We start from the raw sequence: 17,993 nt of genomic DNA on the forward strand, positions 1-17,993 counted from the left end.
AATCGCCTGTCGGGTGCAAGGCAATGAAATTTCGGTGGGTTTTTTAGTTGCGCGAGCTTTGGTATATGGTATGCCAGTCTCAAGGCTGACGTAAAAGGTCGCCGCACGAGGGTTTGGGAGCGTCTTTCCATGAATATCCATGAATACCAGGCCAAGGCTTTGCTGCATGAATTCGGCGTGCCGATCTCGCGCGGCGTGCCGGTGCTGAAGCCGGAAGAGGCCGACGCGGCGGCCAAGCAGCTGCCCGGCCCGATCTGGGTGGTCAAGAGCCAGATCCATGCCGGCGGCCGCGGCAAGGGCAAGTTCAAGGAAGCATCGGCCGGCGACAAGGGCGGCGTCCGCATCGCCAAGTCGGCCGCCGAGGTCAGCGAATTCGCCAAGCAGATGCTCGGCGCGACGCTGGTCACGGTGCAGACCGGTCCGCACGGCAAGCAGGTCAATCGCCTCTACATCGAGGAAGGCTCCGACATCGACAAGGAGTTCTACCTCTCAATCCTGGTCAATCGCGAGACCTCCGAAATTTCCTTCGTGGTGTCGACCGAAGGCGGCGTGAATATCGAGGAGGTCGCGCATTCGACCCCGGAAAAGATCGTCTCGTTCTCGGTCGATCCCGCGACCGGCATCATGCCGCATCACGGCCGCACTGTTGCCAAGGCGCTGAAGCTGACCGGCGATCTCGCCAAGCAGGCCGAGAAACTGACCGGCCAGCTCTATGCCGCCTTCGCCGCCAAGGACATGGCGATGCTCGAGATCAATCCGCTCGTCGTCACCAAGCAGGGCCAGCTTCGCGTGCTCGACGCCAAGGTGTCGTTCGACAGCAACGCGCTCTATCGTCATCCGGACGTGGTCGCGCTGCGTGACGAGACCGAGGAAGACGCCAAGGAGATCGAGGCGTCGAAATACGATCTCAACTACGTCGCGCTCGACGGTACGATCGGCTGCATGGTCAACGGCGCCGGCCTCGCCATGGCGACCATGGACATCATCAAGCTGTACGGCATGGAGCCGGCGAACTTCCTCGATGTCGGCGGCGGCGCCAGCGTGGAGAAGGTCGCGGCCGCGTTCAAGATCATCACCGCCGATCCGAACGTGAAGGGCATCCTGGTCAACATCTTCGGCGGCATCATGAAGTGCGACGTGATCGCCGAGGGCGTGGTTGCCGCGGTGAAGCAGGTCGGCCTCAAGGTGCCGCTGGTGGTGCGCCTCGAAGGCACCAATGTCGAGCAGGGTAAGAAGATCATCCGCGAGAGCGGCCTCAACGTCCTGCCCGCCGACAACCTCGATGACGCTGCACAGAAGATCGTGAAAGCCGTCAAGGGAGGCTAACGATGGCCGATCATCTCGACGCTCCGACACCGCTGGACGAACACCGCAAGCTCGCGGCGTTTGCGGGCGAGTGGAGCGGCGAAGAGATGGTCTATCCGTCGCGCTGGACCGCGGGCGGTCCGGCCACCTCGCATGTCGTTGCGCGCATCGCGCTCAACGGCTTTTACCTGATCCAGGACAGCGTGCAGACCCGCGACGGCAAGGAGAGCTTCGCAACCCACGGCGTGTTCACCTACGACCGCGACGACCGGGCCTACAAATTGTTCTGGCACGACTCGCTCGGCTACTACCCGCCGTCACCGGCGTCCGGTGGCTGGGCGGGCAAGTCGCTGATCCTGGTGCGCGGCTCGCTGCGCGGCAATGCCCGTCACGTCTACGAGGTCGTCGACGACAACACCTACAACATGAAAATCCAGTTCTCGCCTGACGCGGAAGGGTGGGCCGACGTGCTCACCGGCGTGTACCGGCGTATTCACTGAGCATGATCCGGAAAAGTGGTCTCCGGTTTTCCGATAAGATCATGCTCAAATCATAGAGTCCCTTCACCGATCGTCTCGCGAAAGCATCTCGAACCATGTCCATTCTGATCGACAAGAACACCAAGGTCATCTGCCAGGGCTTCACCGGCAAGAACGGCACGTTCCATTCGGAAGCGGCGATCGCTTACGGCACCAAGATGGTTGGCGGCGTGGCGCCGGGCAAAGGCGGCTCGACCCATCTCAACCTGCCGGTGTTCGACACCGTCGCCGAAGCGCGCGAGAAGACCGGCGCGGACGCCAGCGTGGTCTATGTCCCGCCGCCGGGCGCAGCCGACGCGATCTGCGAGGCGATCGATGCGGAAATCCCCCTGATCGTCTGCATCACCGAGGGCATTCCCGTGCTCGACATGGTGCGGGTGAAGCGCTCGCTCTCGGGCTCGAAGTCGCGGCTGATCGGGCCGAACTGCCCTGGCGTGATGACCGCCGGCGAATGCAAGATCGGCATCATGCCGGCCAACATCTTCAAGCCCGGCTCGGTCGGCATCGTCTCCCGCTCCGGCACCCTGACCTATGAGGCGGTGTTCCAGACCACCCAGGAGGGCCTCGGCCAGACCACCGCGGTCGGCATCGGCGGCGACCCGGTCAAGGGCACCGAGTTCATCGACATGCTGGAGATGTTCCTGGCCGACGAGAAGACCAAGTCGATCGTGATGATCGGCGAAATCGGCGGCTCCGCCGAGGAAGACGCCGCCCAGTTCCTCAAGGACGAGGCCAAGCGCGGCCGCAAGAAGCCAATGGTCGGCTTCATTGCCGGTGTCACCGCACCTCCCGGCCGCCGCATGGGCCATGCCGGCGCGATCATCTCGGGCGGCAAGGGCGACGCCGGTTCCAAGACCGCGGCAATGGAGGCCGCCGGCATCAGGGTGTCGCCGTCGCCGGCGCGCCTCGGGCAGACGCTCGCGGAGATGCTGAAGTAACCGCCGTCCGGCAAGTTCCCTTCGAGATTTGACGTGATTTGGGGCGGGTTCTCCTTGGGGAACCCGCTCTTTTATTGCGCTTTGTCGCCAGAATGCCGATCAATAAAAAATGAAAATAAATTCATTTCTTGGTTCTTTTAGGCAGGAATATCTGTCCTAGATAGGGTAAAGGGTATCAACCCAGCCGGCGCACTTCCAGACCGGCATCAGCGCCGTCTCCTACGCGCGAACCGAAAAAATCACCAGGACTGCCCATGTCTCGCCAAGACGCGAACGCCGCTTTTGCACTCTCATCATTCCTGCAGGGCACCAACGCCGCCTACATCGACGACCTCTACGCCCGCTACGAGCAGGACCCGTCGTCGGTCGACGCCGAGTGGCAGGATTTCTTCAAAAGCCTGAAGGACGCCCCGGCCGACGTCCAGAAGAACGCCGAGGGCGCCTCGTGGGGCCGCGACAACTGGCCGGTGACGCCGCGCGACGAGCTGACCTCGGCGCTCGACGGCAACTGGGCCCAGGTCGAGAAGGCGGTCGGCACCAAGCTCGCGGCCAAGGCGCAGGCCAAGGGCGCCGAGCTGTCCGATGCCGACGTCCATCAGGCCACCCGGGATTCGGTTCGCGCGCTGATGCTGATCCGCGCCTACCGCATGCGCGGCCATTTCCACGCCAAGCTCGATCCGCTCGGCATCGAGGCGCCGCGCGACCGCGAGGAGCTCGATCCGCGCTCCTACGGCTTCACCGAGGCGGACTTCGATCGCAAGATCTTCCTCGACCACGTGCTCGGCCTCGAATACGGCACGCTGCGCGAGATCGTGCAGATCTGTGAACGCACCTACTGCCAGACGCTTGGCGTCGAGTTCATGCATATCTCCAACGCCGCGCAGAAAGCGTGGATCCAGGAGCGCATCGAGGGGCCGGACAAGGAGATCTCGTTCACGCCCGAGGGACGCCGCGCGATCCTCAACAAGCTGATCGAGGCGGACGGCTTCGAGAAGTTCTGCGACACCAAGTTCACCGGCACCAAGCGCTTCGGTCTCGACGGCGGTGAATCGCTGATCCCGGCGCTCGAGCAGATCATCAAGCGCGGCGGCAATCTCGGCGTGAAGGAGATCGTGGTCGGCATGCCGCATCGCGGCCGCCTCAACGTGCTGACCCAGGTGATGGGCAAGCCGCATCGCGCGCTGTTCCATGAGTTCAAGGGTGGTTCGGCCAACCCCGACTCGGTCGAAGGCTCGGGCGACGTCAAGTATCACCTCGGCGCCTCCTCGGACCGCGAATTCGACGGCAACAACATCCATCTGTCGCTGACCGCAAACCCGTCGCATCTCGAGATCGTCGATCCGGTCGTGATGGGCAAGGTGCGCGCCAAGCAGGACCAGCACGGCGATCCGCCGGATATGCGTATCTCCGTGCTGCCGCTTTTGATGCATGGCGACGCGGCGTTCGCAGGCCAGGGCGTGGTGGCTGAATGCTTCAGCCTGTCCGACCTGAAGGGCTATCGTACCGGCGGCTCGCTGCATTTCATCGTCAACAACCAGATCGGCTTCACCACCTATCCGCGCTACTCGCGCTCGTCGCCCTATCCGTCCGACGTGGCGAAGATGATCGATGCGCCGATCTTCCACGTGAATGGCGACGATCCGGAGGCCGTGGTGTTCGCGGCCAAGGTCGCGATCGAGTTCCGGCAGAAATTCCACAAGCCGGTCGTCATCGACATGTTCTGCTACCGGCGCCACGGCCACAACGAGGGCGACGAGCCGGCCTTCACCCAGCCGGTGATGTACAAGAAGATCGCTTCTCACCCCTCGACGCTGGAGATCTACGCCAAGCGGCTGGTGGCCGACGGCGTGTTGACCGAGGGCGAGGTCGAGAAGGCCAAGGCCGACTGGCGCGCACGGCTCGACGCCGAGCTCGAAGCCGGCGCCGGCTACAAGCCGAACAAGGCCGACTGGCTCGACGGCAAGTGGGCAGGCTTCAAGATCGCCGATCAGGAAGAAGACGCCCGCCGCGGCGTCACCGGCGTCGATGTCGCCGTTCTCAAGGATATCGGCCGCAAGATCACCAGGGTGCCGGACGGTTTCCGCGTCCACCGCACCATCCAGCGTTTCCTCGACAATCGCGCCAAGGCGATCGATACAGGAATTGGGATCGACTGGGCGACCGGCGAGGCGCTGGCATTCTGCACGCTGCTGCAGGAAGGTCATCACGTGCGGCTGTCTGGTCAGGATTCCGAGCGTGGGACCTTCTCGCAGCGCCACTCCGTCCTGATCGACCAGGAGGACGAGAGCCGCTACACGCCGTTCAATCATCTCGGCGGCGAAGACACCGGCCACTACGAGGTCATCAACTCGCTGCTGTCGGAAGAGGCGGTGCTTGGCTTCGAATACGGCTACTCGCTGGCTGAGCCGAACGCGCTGGCGCTCTGGGAAGCGCAGTTCGGCGACTTCGCCAACGGCGCGCAGGTGGTGTTCGACCAGTTCATCTCCTCGGGCGAACGCAAGTGGCTGCGCATGTCGGGCCTCGTCTGCCTGCTGCCGCATGGCTACGAAGGGCAGGGGCCGGAGCACTCCTCCGCGCGCCTCGAGCGTTACCTGCAGATGTGCGCCGAGGACAACATGCAGGTGGTCAATCCGACCACGCCGGCGAACTACTTCCACGTGCTGCGGCGCCAGCTGCATCGCGAGATCCGCAAGCCGCTGATCCTGATGACGCCGAAGTCGCTGCTGCGCCACAAGCGCGCGGTGTCGCAGCTCGAGGAGCTCGGCAAGAACGCCACGTTCCATCGCATTCTGTACGATGACGCGCAGATGCTGCCGGACGAGAAGATCAAGCTGAAGCCGGACGACAAGATTCGTCGTGTCGTGCTGTGCTCCGGCAAGGTCTATTACGATCTGTACGAGGAGCGTGAGAAGCGCGACATCGACGACATCTATCTGATGCGCGTCGAGCAGCTCTATCCGGTGCCGCTGAAGGCGCTGGTGCAGGAGCTCGGCCGCTTCAAGGGTGCCGAGGTGGTCTGGTGCCAGGAAGAGCCGCGCAACATGGGCTCCTGGCATTTCATCGAGCCCTATCTGGAATGGGTGCTCAACCAGATCCACGCACCCAACAAGCGTCCGCGCTATGCGGGCCGTCCGGCATCGGCGGCAACCGCGACCGGCTTGATGTCGAAACATCTGGCGCAGCTCAAGGCGCTGCTCGACGACGCACTGAACTAACGACTTTCATTGAAGCCATGCCCCGCGAATGCGGGGCATCCGGTATCCCGCGTCATCCAGCAGAAGTGCTGTCGTCACGGAGTACCGGATCGCTCGCTTTGCGGGCGGTGGCGGACAAGTTTCACGACCGCAAATTTTGCGACCGCAGGGTTATCGAGGAAAAGACCATGACTGAAATTCGCGTTCCAACGCTCGGCGAATCCGTGACCGAGGCCACGATCGGCCGCTGGTTCAAGAAGGCCGGTGAAGCCGTCGCGGTGGACGAGCCGTTGGTGGAGCTGGAGACCGACAAGGTCACCATCGAGGTGCCTGCGCCGGTCGCCGGCACGCTCGGCGAGATCATCGCCAATGACGGCGAGACGGTTGCCGTCGGCGCGCTGCTCGGACAGATCAATGACGGCGCCGCCCCGGCCGCCAAGCCGGCTGCTGCAGCTCCCGCCAAGGTGGCCGCACCGGCTGCCGCGGCTTCTGCCGCCCCGGCCCCGGCCGCGCCGAAGGCGCCGCCGGCGGATGCGCCGCTGGCACCCTCGGTCCGCAAGCTGTCCGCTGAAAGCGGCATCGATGCGTCCACCGTTCCCGGCTCGGGCAAGGACGGCCGCGTGACCAAGGGCGACATGCTGGCTGCGATCGAGAAGGCCGCCTCGGCGCCGACCCCGGTCAACCAGCCGGCCGCCGCCGTGCAGGTTCGTGCGCCGTCGCCGGCGGACGACGCCGCGCGCGAGGAGCGCGTGAAGATGACCCGGCTGCGCCAGACCATCGCGCGCCGCCTCAAGGACGTGCAGAACACCGCCGCGATGCTGACCACCTTCAACGAGGTCGACATGACCGAGGTGATGAAGCTGCGCGCCCTCTACAAGGACACGTTCGAGAAGAAGCACGGCTCGAAGCTCGGCTTCATGGGCTTCTTCACCAAGGCGGTCGTGCAGGGGCTGAAGGACATTCCGGCGGTCAACGCCGAAATCGACGGCTCTGACCTGATCTACAAGAACTACTATCACATCGGCGTTGCGGTCGGCACCGACCGCGGCCTCGTGGTGCCTGTGGTGCGCGACTGCGACCACAAGTCGATCGCCGAGATCGAGAAGTCGATCGCCGACTACGGCCGCCCGCGCCCGCGACGGTCAGCTCAAGATCGACGAGATGCAGGGCGGCACCTTCACCATCACCAATGGCGGCATCTACGGCTCGCTGATGTCGACGCCGATCCTGAATGCGCCGCAGTCCGGCATCCTCGGCATGCACAAGATCCAGGAGCGGCCGATGGTCGTCGGCGGCAAGATCGAGGTGCGCCCGATGATGTATCTGGCTCTGTCCTATGATCACCGTGTCATCGACGGCAAGGAAGCGGTTACCTTCCTGGTGCGTGTGAAGGAGAGCCTGGAGGATCCGGCCCGCCTGGTGCTGGACCTCTAAGGTCGTATCGCGCGCGGCGCCCGATCGGCTCGGGCGCCGCGATCTGTTGGGTGCTCACATTTGGGGATCAAAGTGACGGATAAGGTCGTTGTCATCACCGGCGGCAGCCGCGGCATCGGCCGCGCCACCGCGCTTGCTGCCGCCGCGCGCGGCTATCGCATCGTTGTCGGCTATGCATCCAACAAGACCGCGGCGGACGAGGTCGTCGCCGCGATCGAGGCCAGGAACGGCAAGGCGATCGCAGTGAAATGCGATGTCGGCAGCGAGCAGGACATCCTGGCGCTGTTCAAGGCGGCCGACGGCTTCGGCACGCTCGGCGCGCTCGTCAACAATGCCGGCATCGTCGGCAAGAGCGGCGTGCGTGTTGACGAGATGTCGGCCGAGCGGATCCAGCAGATGATGGCGGTCAACGTCACCGGCAGCATCCTGTGTGCACGCGAGGCCGTGAAGCGCATGTCGACCAAACACGGCGGCAAGGGCGGCGTCATCGTCAACCTTTCCTCCGTTGCGGCGAAGCTCGGTGCGCCCAACACCTATGTCGACTATGCCGCTTCCAAGGGCGCGATCGATTCCTTCACGATCGGCCTCGGCTACGAAGTCGCGAATGAGGGCATCCGCGTTGCCGGCATCCGGCCCGGCCTGATCGACACCGACATCCACGCCGCGGGCGGCGAGCCCGATCGTGCGCACCGGCTTGCCCATATGGTGCCGATGAAGCGTGTCGGCACGGCCGATGAAATCGCCAACGCCATCGTCTGGCTGATCTCGGACGAGGCTTCCTATGTCACCAGCGCGATCCTCGACGTGTCGGGCGGTCGCTAGCACACGATCAAGGGCGGGCGGCGGTCTGCCGACACGATCGCGCCCGCGTAATTGTCACAGAGCTTAGCTACAGGACGTTCTATCATGGCTTCTTACGATCTCGTCGTCATCGGCACCGGCCCGGGCGGATATGTCTGCGCGATCCGCGCGGCGCAACTCGGCATGAAGGTCGCTGTCGTCGAGAAGAACGCGACGCTGGGCGGCACTTGCCTCAACATCGGCTGCATGCCGTCGAAAGCGCTGCTGCACGCCTCCGAGATGTTCGAGGAAGCCGGGCACTCCTTTGCCAAGATGGGCGTCAGTGTCCCGGCGCCGAAGCTCGATCTGCCCGCGATGATGAACTTCAAGCAGCAGGGCATCGACGGCAACGTCAAGGGCGTCGAGTTCTTGATGAAGAAGAACAAGATCGACGTGCTCAAGGGCACCGGCAAGATCCTCGGCGCCGGCAAGGTCGAGGTCTCCGGCGACGGCAAGTCCGAGACCGTCGAGACCAGGAACATCGTGATCGCCACCGGCTCCGATATCGCCCGCCTGAAAGGTATCGACATCGACGAGAAGCGCATCGTGTCCTCGACCGGCGCGCTGTCGCTGGAGAAGGTCCCGGAGAAATTGTTGATCATCGGCGCGGGGGTGATCGGGCTCGAGCTTGGCTCGGTCTGGCGGCGTCTCGGTGCGGACGTCATGGTCGTGGAATTCCTCGACCGCATCCTGCCCGGCATGGACGGCGAGGTGGCAAAGCAATTTCAGCGCATGCTCGAGAAGCAGGGCTTCGTCTTCAAGCTCGGCGCCAAGGTCACCGCGGTCGATAGCTCCGGCAAGACGCTGCAGGCCAAGGTCGAGCCCGCGGCGGGCGGTGCTGCGGAAACCATCGAAGCCGACGTCGTGCTCGTCTGCATCGGCCGGGTGCCCTACACCGAGGGGCTCGGGCTGAAGGAGGCCGGCGTTGCGCTCGACAATCGCGGCCGCGTCGAGATCGACGCGCACTTCTCGACCAACGTGAAGGGTATCTACGCGATCGGCGACGTCGTGGCCGGGCCGATGCTCGCGCACAAGGCGGAAGACGAAGGCGTTGCCTGTGCGGAGATCATCGCGGGCCAGGCCGGCCACGTGAACTACGACGTCATTCCAGGTGTTGTGTATACCACGCCGGAAGTGTCGTCGGTCGGCAAGACCGAGGAAGAACTCAAGCAGGCCGGCGTCGCCTACACCGTCGGCAAATTCCCGTTCACGGCGAACGGCCGATCCAAGGTCAATCAGACCACCGACGGCTTCGTGAAAATTCTCGCAGATGCGAAGACGGATCGGGTGCTTGGCGTCCACATTGTGGGGCGCGAAGCCGGCGAAATGATCCACGAAGCCTGCGTTCTGATGGAATTCGGCGGATCGGCCGAGGATCTGGCACGCACCTGCCACGCGCACCCGACCCGTTCGGAGGCGATCAAGGAAGCCGCGCTTGCGGTGGGCAAGCGCGCCATCCATATGTGATGATCGAAAGTCCGGCGTAGGCCGGGTCGAGATCATAGCGATGCTGCGCCGCCTGCTTCAGCCGTTCTGGGTCCTGCTTGCGATCGTCTTCCTGGTCGAGGCTTGGCTATGGGACCATCTCGAGCCGATCGTGGCGCGGGTGGTGGCGTGGATTCCGCTCCGCGCGCTCAAGCAGTGGCTTGCCGACCGGGTCGATTCGCTGTCGCCGGCGATGACGCTGATCGTCTTCGTCGTGCCGGTGATCCCGCTGTTTCCGCTCAAGCTGATCGGGCTCTGGCTGCTGGCGAACCAATACTGGTTCAGTGCGGTCTCGCTGATCCTGTTCGCCAAGTTCGTCGGCGTCGGCGTGACGGCCTTCCTGTTCGACGTGACGCGGCCGAAACTGCTGGAGATGCCCTGGTTCGAGGCGCTCTATAATTTCGTGATGGCGCTGCGGGCCAAGGCCACCGCGCTGGTCGAGCCGATCAAGCGGCGCATTCGCGAGATGATCAGTGGCGACGGCGAGGGCTGGGCGGCGCGCACGCTGCGCGTGATCGCGCGCTTCCGCAAAAGCGTGCATCAGACCAGCAAGCCTCTTTGATCAAAGTTTTTGCTCCGTCATCCTTCGAGGCTCGCTCCGCTCGCGCTTCAGGATGATGGCGTCTCAATGCAGATGCAGCAAGTGCGGCTGGAACAGGCCGAGCGCCGTCATCACGATGCCGGCGAGCGTCACCAGGCCGGAGACCCAGGCCAACGCGATGATGCCCGTGATGATGGTCGCCGATGCCAGCACGATGGCGATCTGGAAGGCGGCGGAGGCAAGCTCGAAATGATGATATTTCGCGGTGGCCTCGTCGCGTTCATGCTCGGCGTGCTTGGCGCGTTCGGAGAGCTGCTCCGAACCCTCGCCGGTTTCCGGCTCCGAGCGATAGCGCGCCGCGGTCTTCTGCCAATCGTCGATCTGCTTCTGCAGCGCGGCCCTTGCCGCCTCGTCGGTGGTGGTCGCGAGGTTCAGCTTGCCCTGTTCGGCCGCGGTCTGCACCGCGGTCCGGCGGATGCTCTTGGCCTGGAAGAAGGCCCACAGGTTGGAGGCCTCGACATTCTTGCTGATCGATTCGGTCTGGGCGCCCTTGCCGAGCGTTTCCGACAGCGCCAGGCACAGGGCGATCACGGCGATCAGGAGCGCGATCTTCTTGTTCTCGCCCGACGCATGCTCGGCATGCTCCGCGTGCTCCATACTTTCATGTGCGCTCATGATTCCCCTCCGGATGAGACCGCGCCACGATTGCCGAATGCGGTGCACAAGGCAAGGGCCGAACGGTTTTGGGTAACCGTCTGAAGATGAACGGCGCATGACGGCGGGCCAAAGCCCGCGCTTTATTTTTTCAGAACCGAACGTTCAACCTCGGGGATGCGCGGAGCGATAGACTTCGAGCAGGCGCTCGCTGTCGATGCCGGTGTAGATCTGCGTGGTCGACAGCGATGCGTGGCCGAGCAATTCCTGGATCGCGCGCAGATCGCCGCCGCGGCTCAGCAAATGCGTGGCGAAGGAATGCCGCAGCGCATGCGGCGTCGCGCTGTCGGGCAGGCCGAGCGCGCCGCGCAGCCGTTCCATGGTGAGCTGGATGATGCGCGGGCTCAAGGGACCGCCGCGCGCGCCGACGAACATCGGCCCCGCGGGGCTGAGTTGATGCGGGCAGATCGCGGCATAGTCCGCGATCAATTGCAGCACGTTCTGCAGCACCGGCACCATGCGGGTCTTGTTGCCCTTGCCGGTCACCACGAGCACGTCGCCCTCGCCGGGCTTCGGCACGTCGCGGCGCTTCAGCCCCAGCGCCTCGGAGATGCGCAGGCCCGAACCATAGAGCAGCGCCATGACGGCGGCGTCACGTACCAGGATCCAGGTCTCGCGGGTTTCGTCCGCGCGCTCGTCGGCGTCGGCGAAGCGTTTCGCTGCTTCCATGTGAATCGGCTTCGGCAGGCTCTTCGCCACCTTGGGCGCGCGGATCGCCGAGAGCGCGCCGACCTTGCCCTTGCCTTCGCGTTCCAGGAAACGTCCGAACGAGCGCAGGCCCGCCAGCGCCCGCATCAGCGATCGCCCGCCGATCTCCTCTGTCCGGCGCATCGCCATGAAGGCGCGCACGTCGCTCGCCTCGAGCGCGGAAAATGCCTTGAGCGTCACCCGCGCGCCCCAGTGTCCGGCCAGGAAGGCGAGGCATTGGCGCACGTCTCGGGCATAGGCCTCGAGCGTCTTCGGCGACAGCCGCCGCTCGGCACGCAGATGCGACAGCCAGCGCGTCATCTCCTGCGTGACGGATGCGTCGGCGCAGTCGAGCTCGAGCGGCTGGATGGGCTGATCGGTTCGGGCCATGTCCGTGTCTTAAGTCCGTGTCTTAAGGGCTATTGGCGCTGCTCATCTCCTGATTATATCGCACTGCCTTCGTTTACCGTTCGCTAAGAGAGCGAAGCGGTGGGAGAGCGTTTTCGAGCGAAGTGGACGCCGGTTCGCGTGAAGAAAACGCGTCAAAACAAGAAGCTGGAGATTTGGTTCTGATTCAATCAGAAACCAAATCTCCAGCCCGCTCGGATTCAGGGTTTCTGATTCAATGGACCATACCACGCGCCCCGGCCCAGCCTCTGCATCGACGACTCGTGTCGTCGACGTGCTGGTGCCTGTCGCGCTGAACCAGACCTATTCCTACCGCGTTCCGCGCGGCATGGAGCTTGCTCCGGGCGACGTGATCGGCGTTCCGCTGGGGCCGCGCGAGGTGGTCGCGGTGGTGTGGGCGGAAAATGCCAATCCGGATCCGCGGCTGCACAACCGGCTCAAGGACGTCAGCGAGAAGCTCGATGTTCCGCCGCTGAAGCCGGAGCTGCGCCAGCTGGTCGACTGGGTCTCCAATTACACCCTGTCGGCACGCGGCATGGTGCTGCGGATGACGCTGCGGATGGGCGAAAATCTCGGGCCGGAGCGGATGCGGCTCGGCGTGCGGCTGGTCGGCGAGCCGCCGCGGCGCCTGACGCCGGCGCGCCAGCGGGTGATCGAGGTGCTGTCGGACCGCTTGCTGCACGGCAAGTCGGAGGCGGCGCGGGAGGCCGGCATCAGTTCCGGCGTGATCGACGGCCTGGTTGACGAAGGCACCCTCACGGTCGAGGCGATGCCGCCGCCGGCACCGCCGCCCGTTCCGGATCCCTCCTATGCGCAGCCGGATTTTTCGCGCGAGCAGCGCAGTGCCGTCGACGTGATGCGGACGCTGGCGGCGAGCGGCAGCTTTCACGTCGCGCTGCTCGACGGCGTCACCGGTTCCGGCAAGACCGAAGTCTATTTCGAGGCGATCGCCGAGAATATCAGGCGCGGCAAGCAGACGCTGATCCTGATGCCGGAGATCGCGCTGACCGGCCAGTTCCTGGACCGTTTCGCGCAGCGCTTCGGCGTGCGGCCGCTGGAATGGCATTCGGAGCTGACGCCGCGCACGCGCGCGCGAAACTGGGCCGCGATCTCCGAGGGCAAGGCGCCGGTCGTGGTCGGCGCCCGCTCCGCGCTGTTCCTGCCCTATGCCGATCTCGGCCTCATCATCGTCGATGAGGAGCACGACCAGGCCTACAAGCAGGACGACGGCGTGCATTATCACGCGCGCGACATGGCGGTGGTCCGCGCCCATATCGCGAAGATCCCGATCGTGCTGGCATCGGCGACGCCGTCGGTCGAGAGCGAGGTCAATGCGCGCAAGGGGCGCTACCAGCGCGTGGCGCTGCCGTCGCGGTTCGGCGGCCAGCACATGCCGCATATCGAGGCGATCGACATGCGCCGCGCGCCGCCGCCGCGCGGCCGCTTCATTTCGCCGGTTCTGGCCGAGCAAATTCGCCATGCGATCGGGCGCCGCGAGCAGGCGCTGCTGTTCCTCAACCGCCGCGGTTACGCACCGCTGACGCTGTGCCGCGCCTGCGGCCACCGCTTCGCCTGCACGATCTGCGATGCATGGCTGGTCGATCATCGGTTCCGTCAGCGGCTGGTCTGTCATCATTGCGGCTTCTCGATGCCACGCCCGAATATCTGCCCGCATTGCGCGGCCGAGGAATCGCTGGTCGCGGTCGGGCCCGGCGTCGAGCGCCTGCAGGAGGAGGCCGTCCACATCTTCCCCGAGGCCCGGACGATGGTGCTGTCGAGCGATCTCATCACCTCGATCGAGACCATGCGCAGCGAGCTCAACGAGATCGCCGAGGGCCGCGTCGACGTCATTATCGGCACCCAGCTGGTGGCGAAGGGCCACAACTTCCCGCGGCTCAATCTGGTCGGCGTCATCGACGCCGATCTCGGCCTGAGCAATGGCGATCCGCGCGCCGCCGAGCGGACGTTCCAGCTGCTGAACCAGGTGGTCGGCCGCGCCGGCCGCGAGCAGGGCCGCGGCGTCGGCTTTCTGCAGACCCACCAGCCGGAGCATCCGGTGATCAAGGCCCTGATCGCCAATGACCGCGAGGCGTTCTACGCCAGCGAGATCGAGATTCGCGAGCGCACCGGCTATCCGCCGTTCGGCCGGCTGGCGAGCCTGATCGTCTCCGCCGGCGACCGTCCGACCGCGGAAGGCTTTGCCCGCAAGCTCGCCGCGATGGCGCCGCTCGACGAGCGGATCCAGGTGCTCGGCCCCGCCGAGGCGCCGCTCGCCGTCATCAAGGGCCGCTACCGCTTCCGCCTGCTGGTGAAGTCGCTGCGCAATGTCGACCTGTCGCAATATCTGCGCGAGTGGCTCGATGCAGGCCCCAAGACCAAGGGCAATCTGAAGCTCGAGGTCGACGTCGATCCGCAGAGCTTCCTGTAGAGCATGATTCGGAAAAGTGTGTAGCGGTTTTCCGACAAGATCATGCTCAAGACAAAGAAGTAGAGCGGGATGACGGATAGAAGAGTAGTCATCGCGCTCTACTGAGCCCGCAAAAGCAAAAGCCTGCCGTCATTTGCGACGGCAGGCTTCTTTTTGGCGCGAAGCAGGCCTCGCGGCCGTTACACAACGCAACGCTTACTGAAGGCGCTTACGAGACGACCTCGGCGGTGACGCGGCCGACGCCGGCACCGGTCAGGCCAATGGCGCGGGCTGCGCCGGTGGAGAGGTCGAGCACGCGGCCGCGGATGAACGGGCCGCGATCGTTGATGGTGACGACGACGCTGCGGCCGCCATGGGTGACGCGGAGCTTGGTGCCGAACGGCAGCGAGCGGTGGGCTGCGGTCATGGCGTTCTGGTTGAAGCGCTGGCCGGAAGCGGTGCGGCTGCCCGACTCATTGCCGTAAAAGGAGGCCATCCCAGAGAACGAGTGGCCGCCGGACGGCTGGATCGATGCATTGGCGTCGCGCCAGGACGAGCCTTCGGCGCGGGCGTGGTGATGATGGTGGTGGCGATGATGGTGGTGCCGGGACTTTGCGGACGCCTCGGTCACGCTGCCCCCGACCAGAATAGTTGCGGCTACAAACGCAAGCGCCGTACGCGAGCGGGTTACGTTGCCCGCCGCCTTCTTGATATTCAGCATTGATAAGACCCTCAGACAGTATTGCCGCTAACGCGGCAAGTGGAACCCCCGTCCCTTCGTTGACCAAGGCCGTTTGGTTTCCCAATGAGGCACGAATTGGGCAGTAAATCCCGATTGTCTCGTGCTGAAATATCTTGTTACCGACTCGGGGTAGTCGATCGAGGTTCCGTAATCTTGCTATTTAACCAATTTTTAATAACAAATATACTTTCCAATACTGATTATCGAGGCGGCGGTAAGTTTTCGGTAAGTAATCGCCAAATGAAACCGCAGCCCGTCCAGAGTTCCCTGCGCGTTCGGCCATAGGCCTATGCAAATTTCGATGGAACAAAATCGCGGCGGCGCGAATCGGGTCCGGCGCGCCGGATTTCCGCGCGCCAAATTTTCCGGTTTGGCCGCCGGTCGCGATCGGCAAAAGGCGCATGCGACAAGGCGGCACTCACGATGCCGTCATGTTGCACCTGCGCGATTGCTATGTTAGCAAAGCCGCGATTTTAACGGTCCCGGCGCGTCCTGTGCCGGTCGAAAATCGAAGTCCCGCTTGAATTCCAAGGGCTTGGATCGCTAGGCGCTGCTTTGGTGGCGACGGTTTTTCCCTTGCGAATTTGACAGCAAAAAAGAGCGAGCTCGTGGCAGCTGAAGATCCGTCCGTTTCGGGAGTGTCCGGTCGTTATGCAACGGCCCTGTTCGAGTTGGCGCGCGACGAGCAATCCGTCGATCAAGTCCGGGCCGATCTCGACAAATTCGAGGCCATGCTCAACGAGAGCGCCGATCTCAAGCGCCTCGTCCGCAGCCCGGTGTTCGCCGCGGACGCGCAGCTCAAGGCGCTGACCGCGGTGCTCGACAAGGCCGGCATCGCCGGCACGTCGGCCAAATTCCTCAAGGTGCTCACTGCCAATCGCCGGCTGTTCGCCGTTGCCGATGTGATCCGCGCCTATCGCGCGCTGGTGGCGAAGTTCAAGGGCGAGGCGACTGCGGAAGTCACCGTCGCCGAGCAGCTCAGTGACAAGAATCTCGACGCGCTGAAGGCCGCACTGAAATCAGTGACGGGCAAGGACGTCGCGCTCAACGTGAAGGTCGATCCCTCCATTATTGGTGGCCTGGTGGTCAAGCTCGGCAGCCGCATGGTGGATAGTTCGCTTCGCACCAAACTCAATTCGATCAAGAACGCGATGAAAGAGGCAGGCTGATGGACATCCGCGCCGCAGAAATTTCTGCGATCCTCAAGGACCAGATCAAGAATTTCGGCCAGGAAGCCGAGGTCACCGAAGTTGGCCAGGTGCTGTCGGTCGGTGACGGTATCGCCCGCGTCTACGGTCTCGACAACGTTCAGGCCGGTGAAATGGTCGAGTTCGAGAACGGCACGCGCGGCATGGCGCTCAACCTCGAAACCGACAACGTCGGTATCGTGATTTTCGGCGCCGACCGCGAGATCAAGGAAGGCCAGACCGTCAAGCGCACCCGCGCGATCGTGGACGCGCCCGTCGGCAAGGGCCTGCTCGGCCGCGTCGTCGACGCGCTCGGCAACCCGATCGACGGCAAGGGCCCGATCCAGGCCACCGAACGCAAGCGTGTCGACGTCAAGGCGCCCGGCATCATTCCGCGCAAGTCGGTGAACGAGCCGATGGCGACCGGCCTCAAGGCGATCGATGCGCTGATCCCGATCGGCCGCGGCCAGCGCGAGCTGATCATCGGCGACCGTCAGACCGGCAAGACCGCGATCGCGCTCGACACCATCCTGAACCAGAAGCCGCTCAACGCCCAGCCGGACGAGACCCAGAAGTTGTACTGCGTCTACGTCGCGGTCGGCCAGAAGCGCTCCACGGTCGCGCAGTTCGTCAAGGTGCTCGAAGAGCAGGGTGCACTGGAATACTCGATCGTCGTTGCGGCGACCGCGTCCGATCCGGCTCCGATGCAGTACATCGCGCCGTTCACCGGCTGCACGATGGGCGAATACTTCCGCGACAACGGCATGCACGCCGTGATCATCTATGACGACCTCTCCAAGCAGGCCGTCGCCTACCGCCAGATGTCGCTGCTGCTGCGCCGTCCGCCGGGCCGCGAAGCTTATCCGGGCGACGTGTTCTATCTGCACTCCCGTCTGCTCGAGCGTGCCGCCAAGCTGGGCAAGGACCATGGTTTGGGCTCGCTGACGGCGCTGCCGGTCATCGAAACCCAGGCCAACGACGTGTCGGCCTACATCCCGACCAACGTGATTTCGATCACCGACGGTCAGATCTTCCTGGAAACCGACCTGTTCTTCCAGGGCATCCGCCCCGCGGTGAACGTCGGTCTGTCGGTGTCGCGCGTCGGTTCGTCGGCGCAGACCAAGGCCACCAAGAAGGTCGCCGGCAAGATCAAGGGCGAGCTCGCGCAATACCGCGAAATGGCGGCGTTCGCGCAGTTCGGCTCCGACCTCGACGCCTCGACCCAGCGCCTGCTCAACCGCGGCTCGCGCCTGACCGAGCTCCTGAAGCAGCCCCAGTTCTCGCCGCTGAAGATGGAAGAGCAGGTCTGCGTGATCTGGGCCGGCACCAACGGCTATCTCGATCCGCTGCCGCTCAACAAGGTGAAGGCGTTCGAGGACGGCCTGCTGTCGCTGCTGCGCGGCAAGAACGCCGATATCCTCGAGGCGATCCGCACCAGCCGCGATCTCTCCGACGACACCGCCGCCAAGCTGAAGGCGGTGGTCGAAGGTTTCGCCAAGACGTTTGCATAACGAATGGGGCGTCGCCCGGCTCGCCGCCGGGCGTGACGAACGGAGGCTTGCGATCTGACCA

Annotated in this window: 13 protein-coding genes and 1 pseudogene; 11 read left to right on the forward strand and 3 right to left on the reverse strand. The window is 64.3% G+C overall.

Translation table 11 applies throughout. From position 1 onward, the window contains the following. Positions 1-129 precede the first annotated feature (129 nt). The 8 genes and pseudogenes from sucC (at position 130) to ACVWY5_RS40190 (ending at position 10,297) form a co-directional block, all read left to right on the forward strand. The gene (sucC, locus tag ACVWY5_RS40155) at positions 130-1,326 is read left to right on the forward strand and encodes an ADP-forming succinate--CoA ligase subunit beta (protein ID WP_028336307.1); all 1,197 of its coding nucleotides are present in this window, start codon (positions 130-132) and stop codon (positions 1,324-1,326) included. Positions 1,327-1,328: 2 nt separating this feature from the next. Further along, positions 1,329-1,805: a DUF1579 family protein gene (locus ACVWY5_RS40160; protein ID WP_016845086.1), complete on the forward strand. Its 477-nt coding sequence runs from the start codon at positions 1,329-1,331 to the stop codon at positions 1,803-1,805. A 95-nt stretch (positions 1,806-1,900) separates the two neighbouring features. Beyond that, complete coding sequence (sucD, locus tag ACVWY5_RS40165; protein WP_028336308.1) at positions 1,901-2,782, forward strand: succinate--CoA ligase subunit alpha; 882 nt, start codon at positions 1,901-1,903, stop codon at positions 2,780-2,782. Positions 2,783-3,036: 254 nt separating this feature from the next. Next, positions 3,037-5,997, forward strand: a complete 2,961-nt coding sequence (locus ACVWY5_RS40170) for a 2-oxoglutarate dehydrogenase E1 component (protein WP_028336309.1) — start codon at positions 3,037-3,039, stop codon at positions 5,995-5,997. A 167-nt stretch (positions 5,998-6,164) separates the two neighbouring features. Continuing rightward, positions 6,165-7,410 (forward strand): annotated as a pseudogene (odhB, locus tag ACVWY5_RS40175) (2-oxoglutarate dehydrogenase complex dihydrolipoyllysine-residue succinyltransferase). A 72-nt stretch (positions 7,411-7,482) separates the two neighbouring features. Continuing rightward, a complete protein-coding gene (locus tag ACVWY5_RS40180) occupies positions 7,483-8,232 on the forward strand; it encodes an SDR family oxidoreductase (RefSeq protein WP_028336311.1) in 750 nt (249 codons plus the stop codon). Positions 8,233-8,316: 84 nt separating this feature from the next. Continuing rightward, positions 8,317-9,717, forward strand: a complete 1,401-nt coding sequence (gene lpdA / locus ACVWY5_RS40185) for a dihydrolipoyl dehydrogenase (RefSeq protein ID WP_028336312.1) — start codon at positions 8,317-8,319, stop codon at positions 9,715-9,717. Between the two features lie 40 nt (positions 9,718-9,757). After that, a complete protein-coding gene (locus ACVWY5_RS40190; RefSeq protein ID WP_028336313.1) occupies positions 9,758-10,297 on the forward strand; it encodes a hypothetical protein in 540 nt (179 codons plus the stop codon). Positions 10,298-10,360: 63 nt separating this feature from the next. On the opposite strand, the gene ACVWY5_RS40195 is transcribed toward ACVWY5_RS40190, so the two are convergent. Continuing rightward, entirely contained in the window at positions 10,361-10,951 is a 591-nt protein-coding gene (locus ACVWY5_RS40195) for a DUF4337 domain-containing protein (protein ID WP_028336314.1), read from the reverse strand. Between the two features lie 144 nt (positions 10,952-11,095). Further along, the gene (locus ACVWY5_RS40200; RefSeq protein ID WP_028336315.1) at positions 11,096-12,067 is read right to left on the reverse strand and encodes a tyrosine recombinase XerC; all 972 of its coding nucleotides are present in this window, start codon (positions 12,065-12,067) and stop codon (positions 11,096-11,098) included. Between the two features lie 235 nt (positions 12,068-12,302). On the opposite strand from ACVWY5_RS40200, the gene ACVWY5_RS40205 reads away from it, so the two are divergent. Beyond that, complete coding sequence (locus tag ACVWY5_RS40205; protein WP_028336316.1) at positions 12,303-14,513, forward strand: primosomal protein N'; 2,211 nt, start codon at positions 12,303-12,305, stop codon at positions 14,511-14,513. A gap of 208 nt (positions 14,514-14,721) precedes the next feature. Here ACVWY5_RS40205 and ACVWY5_RS40210 read toward each other — a convergent pair whose 3' ends face one another. Further along, complete coding sequence (locus ACVWY5_RS40210; RefSeq protein WP_016843825.1) at positions 14,722-15,213, reverse strand: septal ring lytic transglycosylase RlpA family protein; 492 nt, start codon at positions 15,211-15,213, stop codon at positions 14,722-14,724. A gap of 629 nt (positions 15,214-15,842) precedes the next feature. Here ACVWY5_RS40210 and ACVWY5_RS40215 point away from each other — a divergent pair. Continuing rightward, entirely contained in the window at positions 15,843-16,403 is a 561-nt protein-coding gene (locus ACVWY5_RS40215) for a F0F1 ATP synthase subunit delta (RefSeq protein ID WP_028336317.1), read from the forward strand. Then, on the forward strand, positions 16,403-17,932 hold the full coding sequence (gene atpA / locus ACVWY5_RS40220; RefSeq protein WP_028336318.1) for a F0F1 ATP synthase subunit alpha: 1,530 nt from the start codon (positions 16,403-16,405) through the stop codon (positions 17,930-17,932). Before ACVWY5_RS40215 ends, atpA begins: the two co-directional genes overlap by 1 nt. Positions 17,933-17,993: the final 61 nt, after the last annotated feature.

It is taken from the genome of Bradyrhizobium sp. USDA 3256 (assembly GCF_054058275.1).

Excerpts from the sequence above, each read along its gene's own strand:
- ACVWY5_RS40195 (WP_028336314.1), bottom strand. The coding sequence starts at position 10,951 with ATGAGCGCACATGAAAGTATGGAGCACGCGGAGCATGCCGAGCATGCG.
- sucD (WP_028336308.1), top strand. The coding sequence starts at position 1,901 with ATGTCCATTCTGATCGACAAGAACACCAAGGTCATCTGCCAGGGCTTC.
- ACVWY5_RS40170 (WP_028336309.1), top strand. The coding sequence starts at position 3,037 with ATGTCTCGCCAAGACGCGAACGCCGCTTTTGCACTCTCATCATTCCTG.
- atpA (WP_028336318.1), top strand. The coding sequence starts at position 16,403 with ATGGACATCCGCGCCGCAGAAATTTCTGCGATCCTCAAGGACCAGATC.
- ACVWY5_RS40205 (WP_028336316.1), top strand. The coding sequence starts at position 12,303 with ATGGACCATACCACGCGCCCCGGCCCAGCCTCTGCATCGACGACTCGT.
- ACVWY5_RS40200 (WP_028336315.1), bottom strand. The coding sequence starts at position 12,067 with ATGGCCCGAACCGATCAGCCCATCCAGCCGCTCGAGCTCGACTGCGCC.
- ACVWY5_RS40160 (WP_016845086.1), top strand. The coding sequence starts at position 1,329 with ATGGCCGATCATCTCGACGCTCCGACACCGCTGGACGAACACCGCAAG.
- ACVWY5_RS40190 (WP_028336313.1), top strand. The coding sequence starts at position 9,758 with ATGCTGCGCCGCCTGCTTCAGCCGTTCTGGGTCCTGCTTGCGATCGTC.
- lpdA (WP_028336312.1), top strand. The coding sequence starts at position 8,317 with ATGGCTTCTTACGATCTCGTCGTCATCGGCACCGGCCCGGGCGGATAT.
- sucC (WP_028336307.1), top strand. The coding sequence starts at position 130 with ATGAATATCCATGAATACCAGGCCAAGGCTTTGCTGCATGAATTCGGC.
- ACVWY5_RS40210 (WP_016843825.1), bottom strand. The coding sequence starts at position 15,213 with ATGCTGAATATCAAGAAGGCGGCGGGCAACGTAACCCGCTCGCGTACG.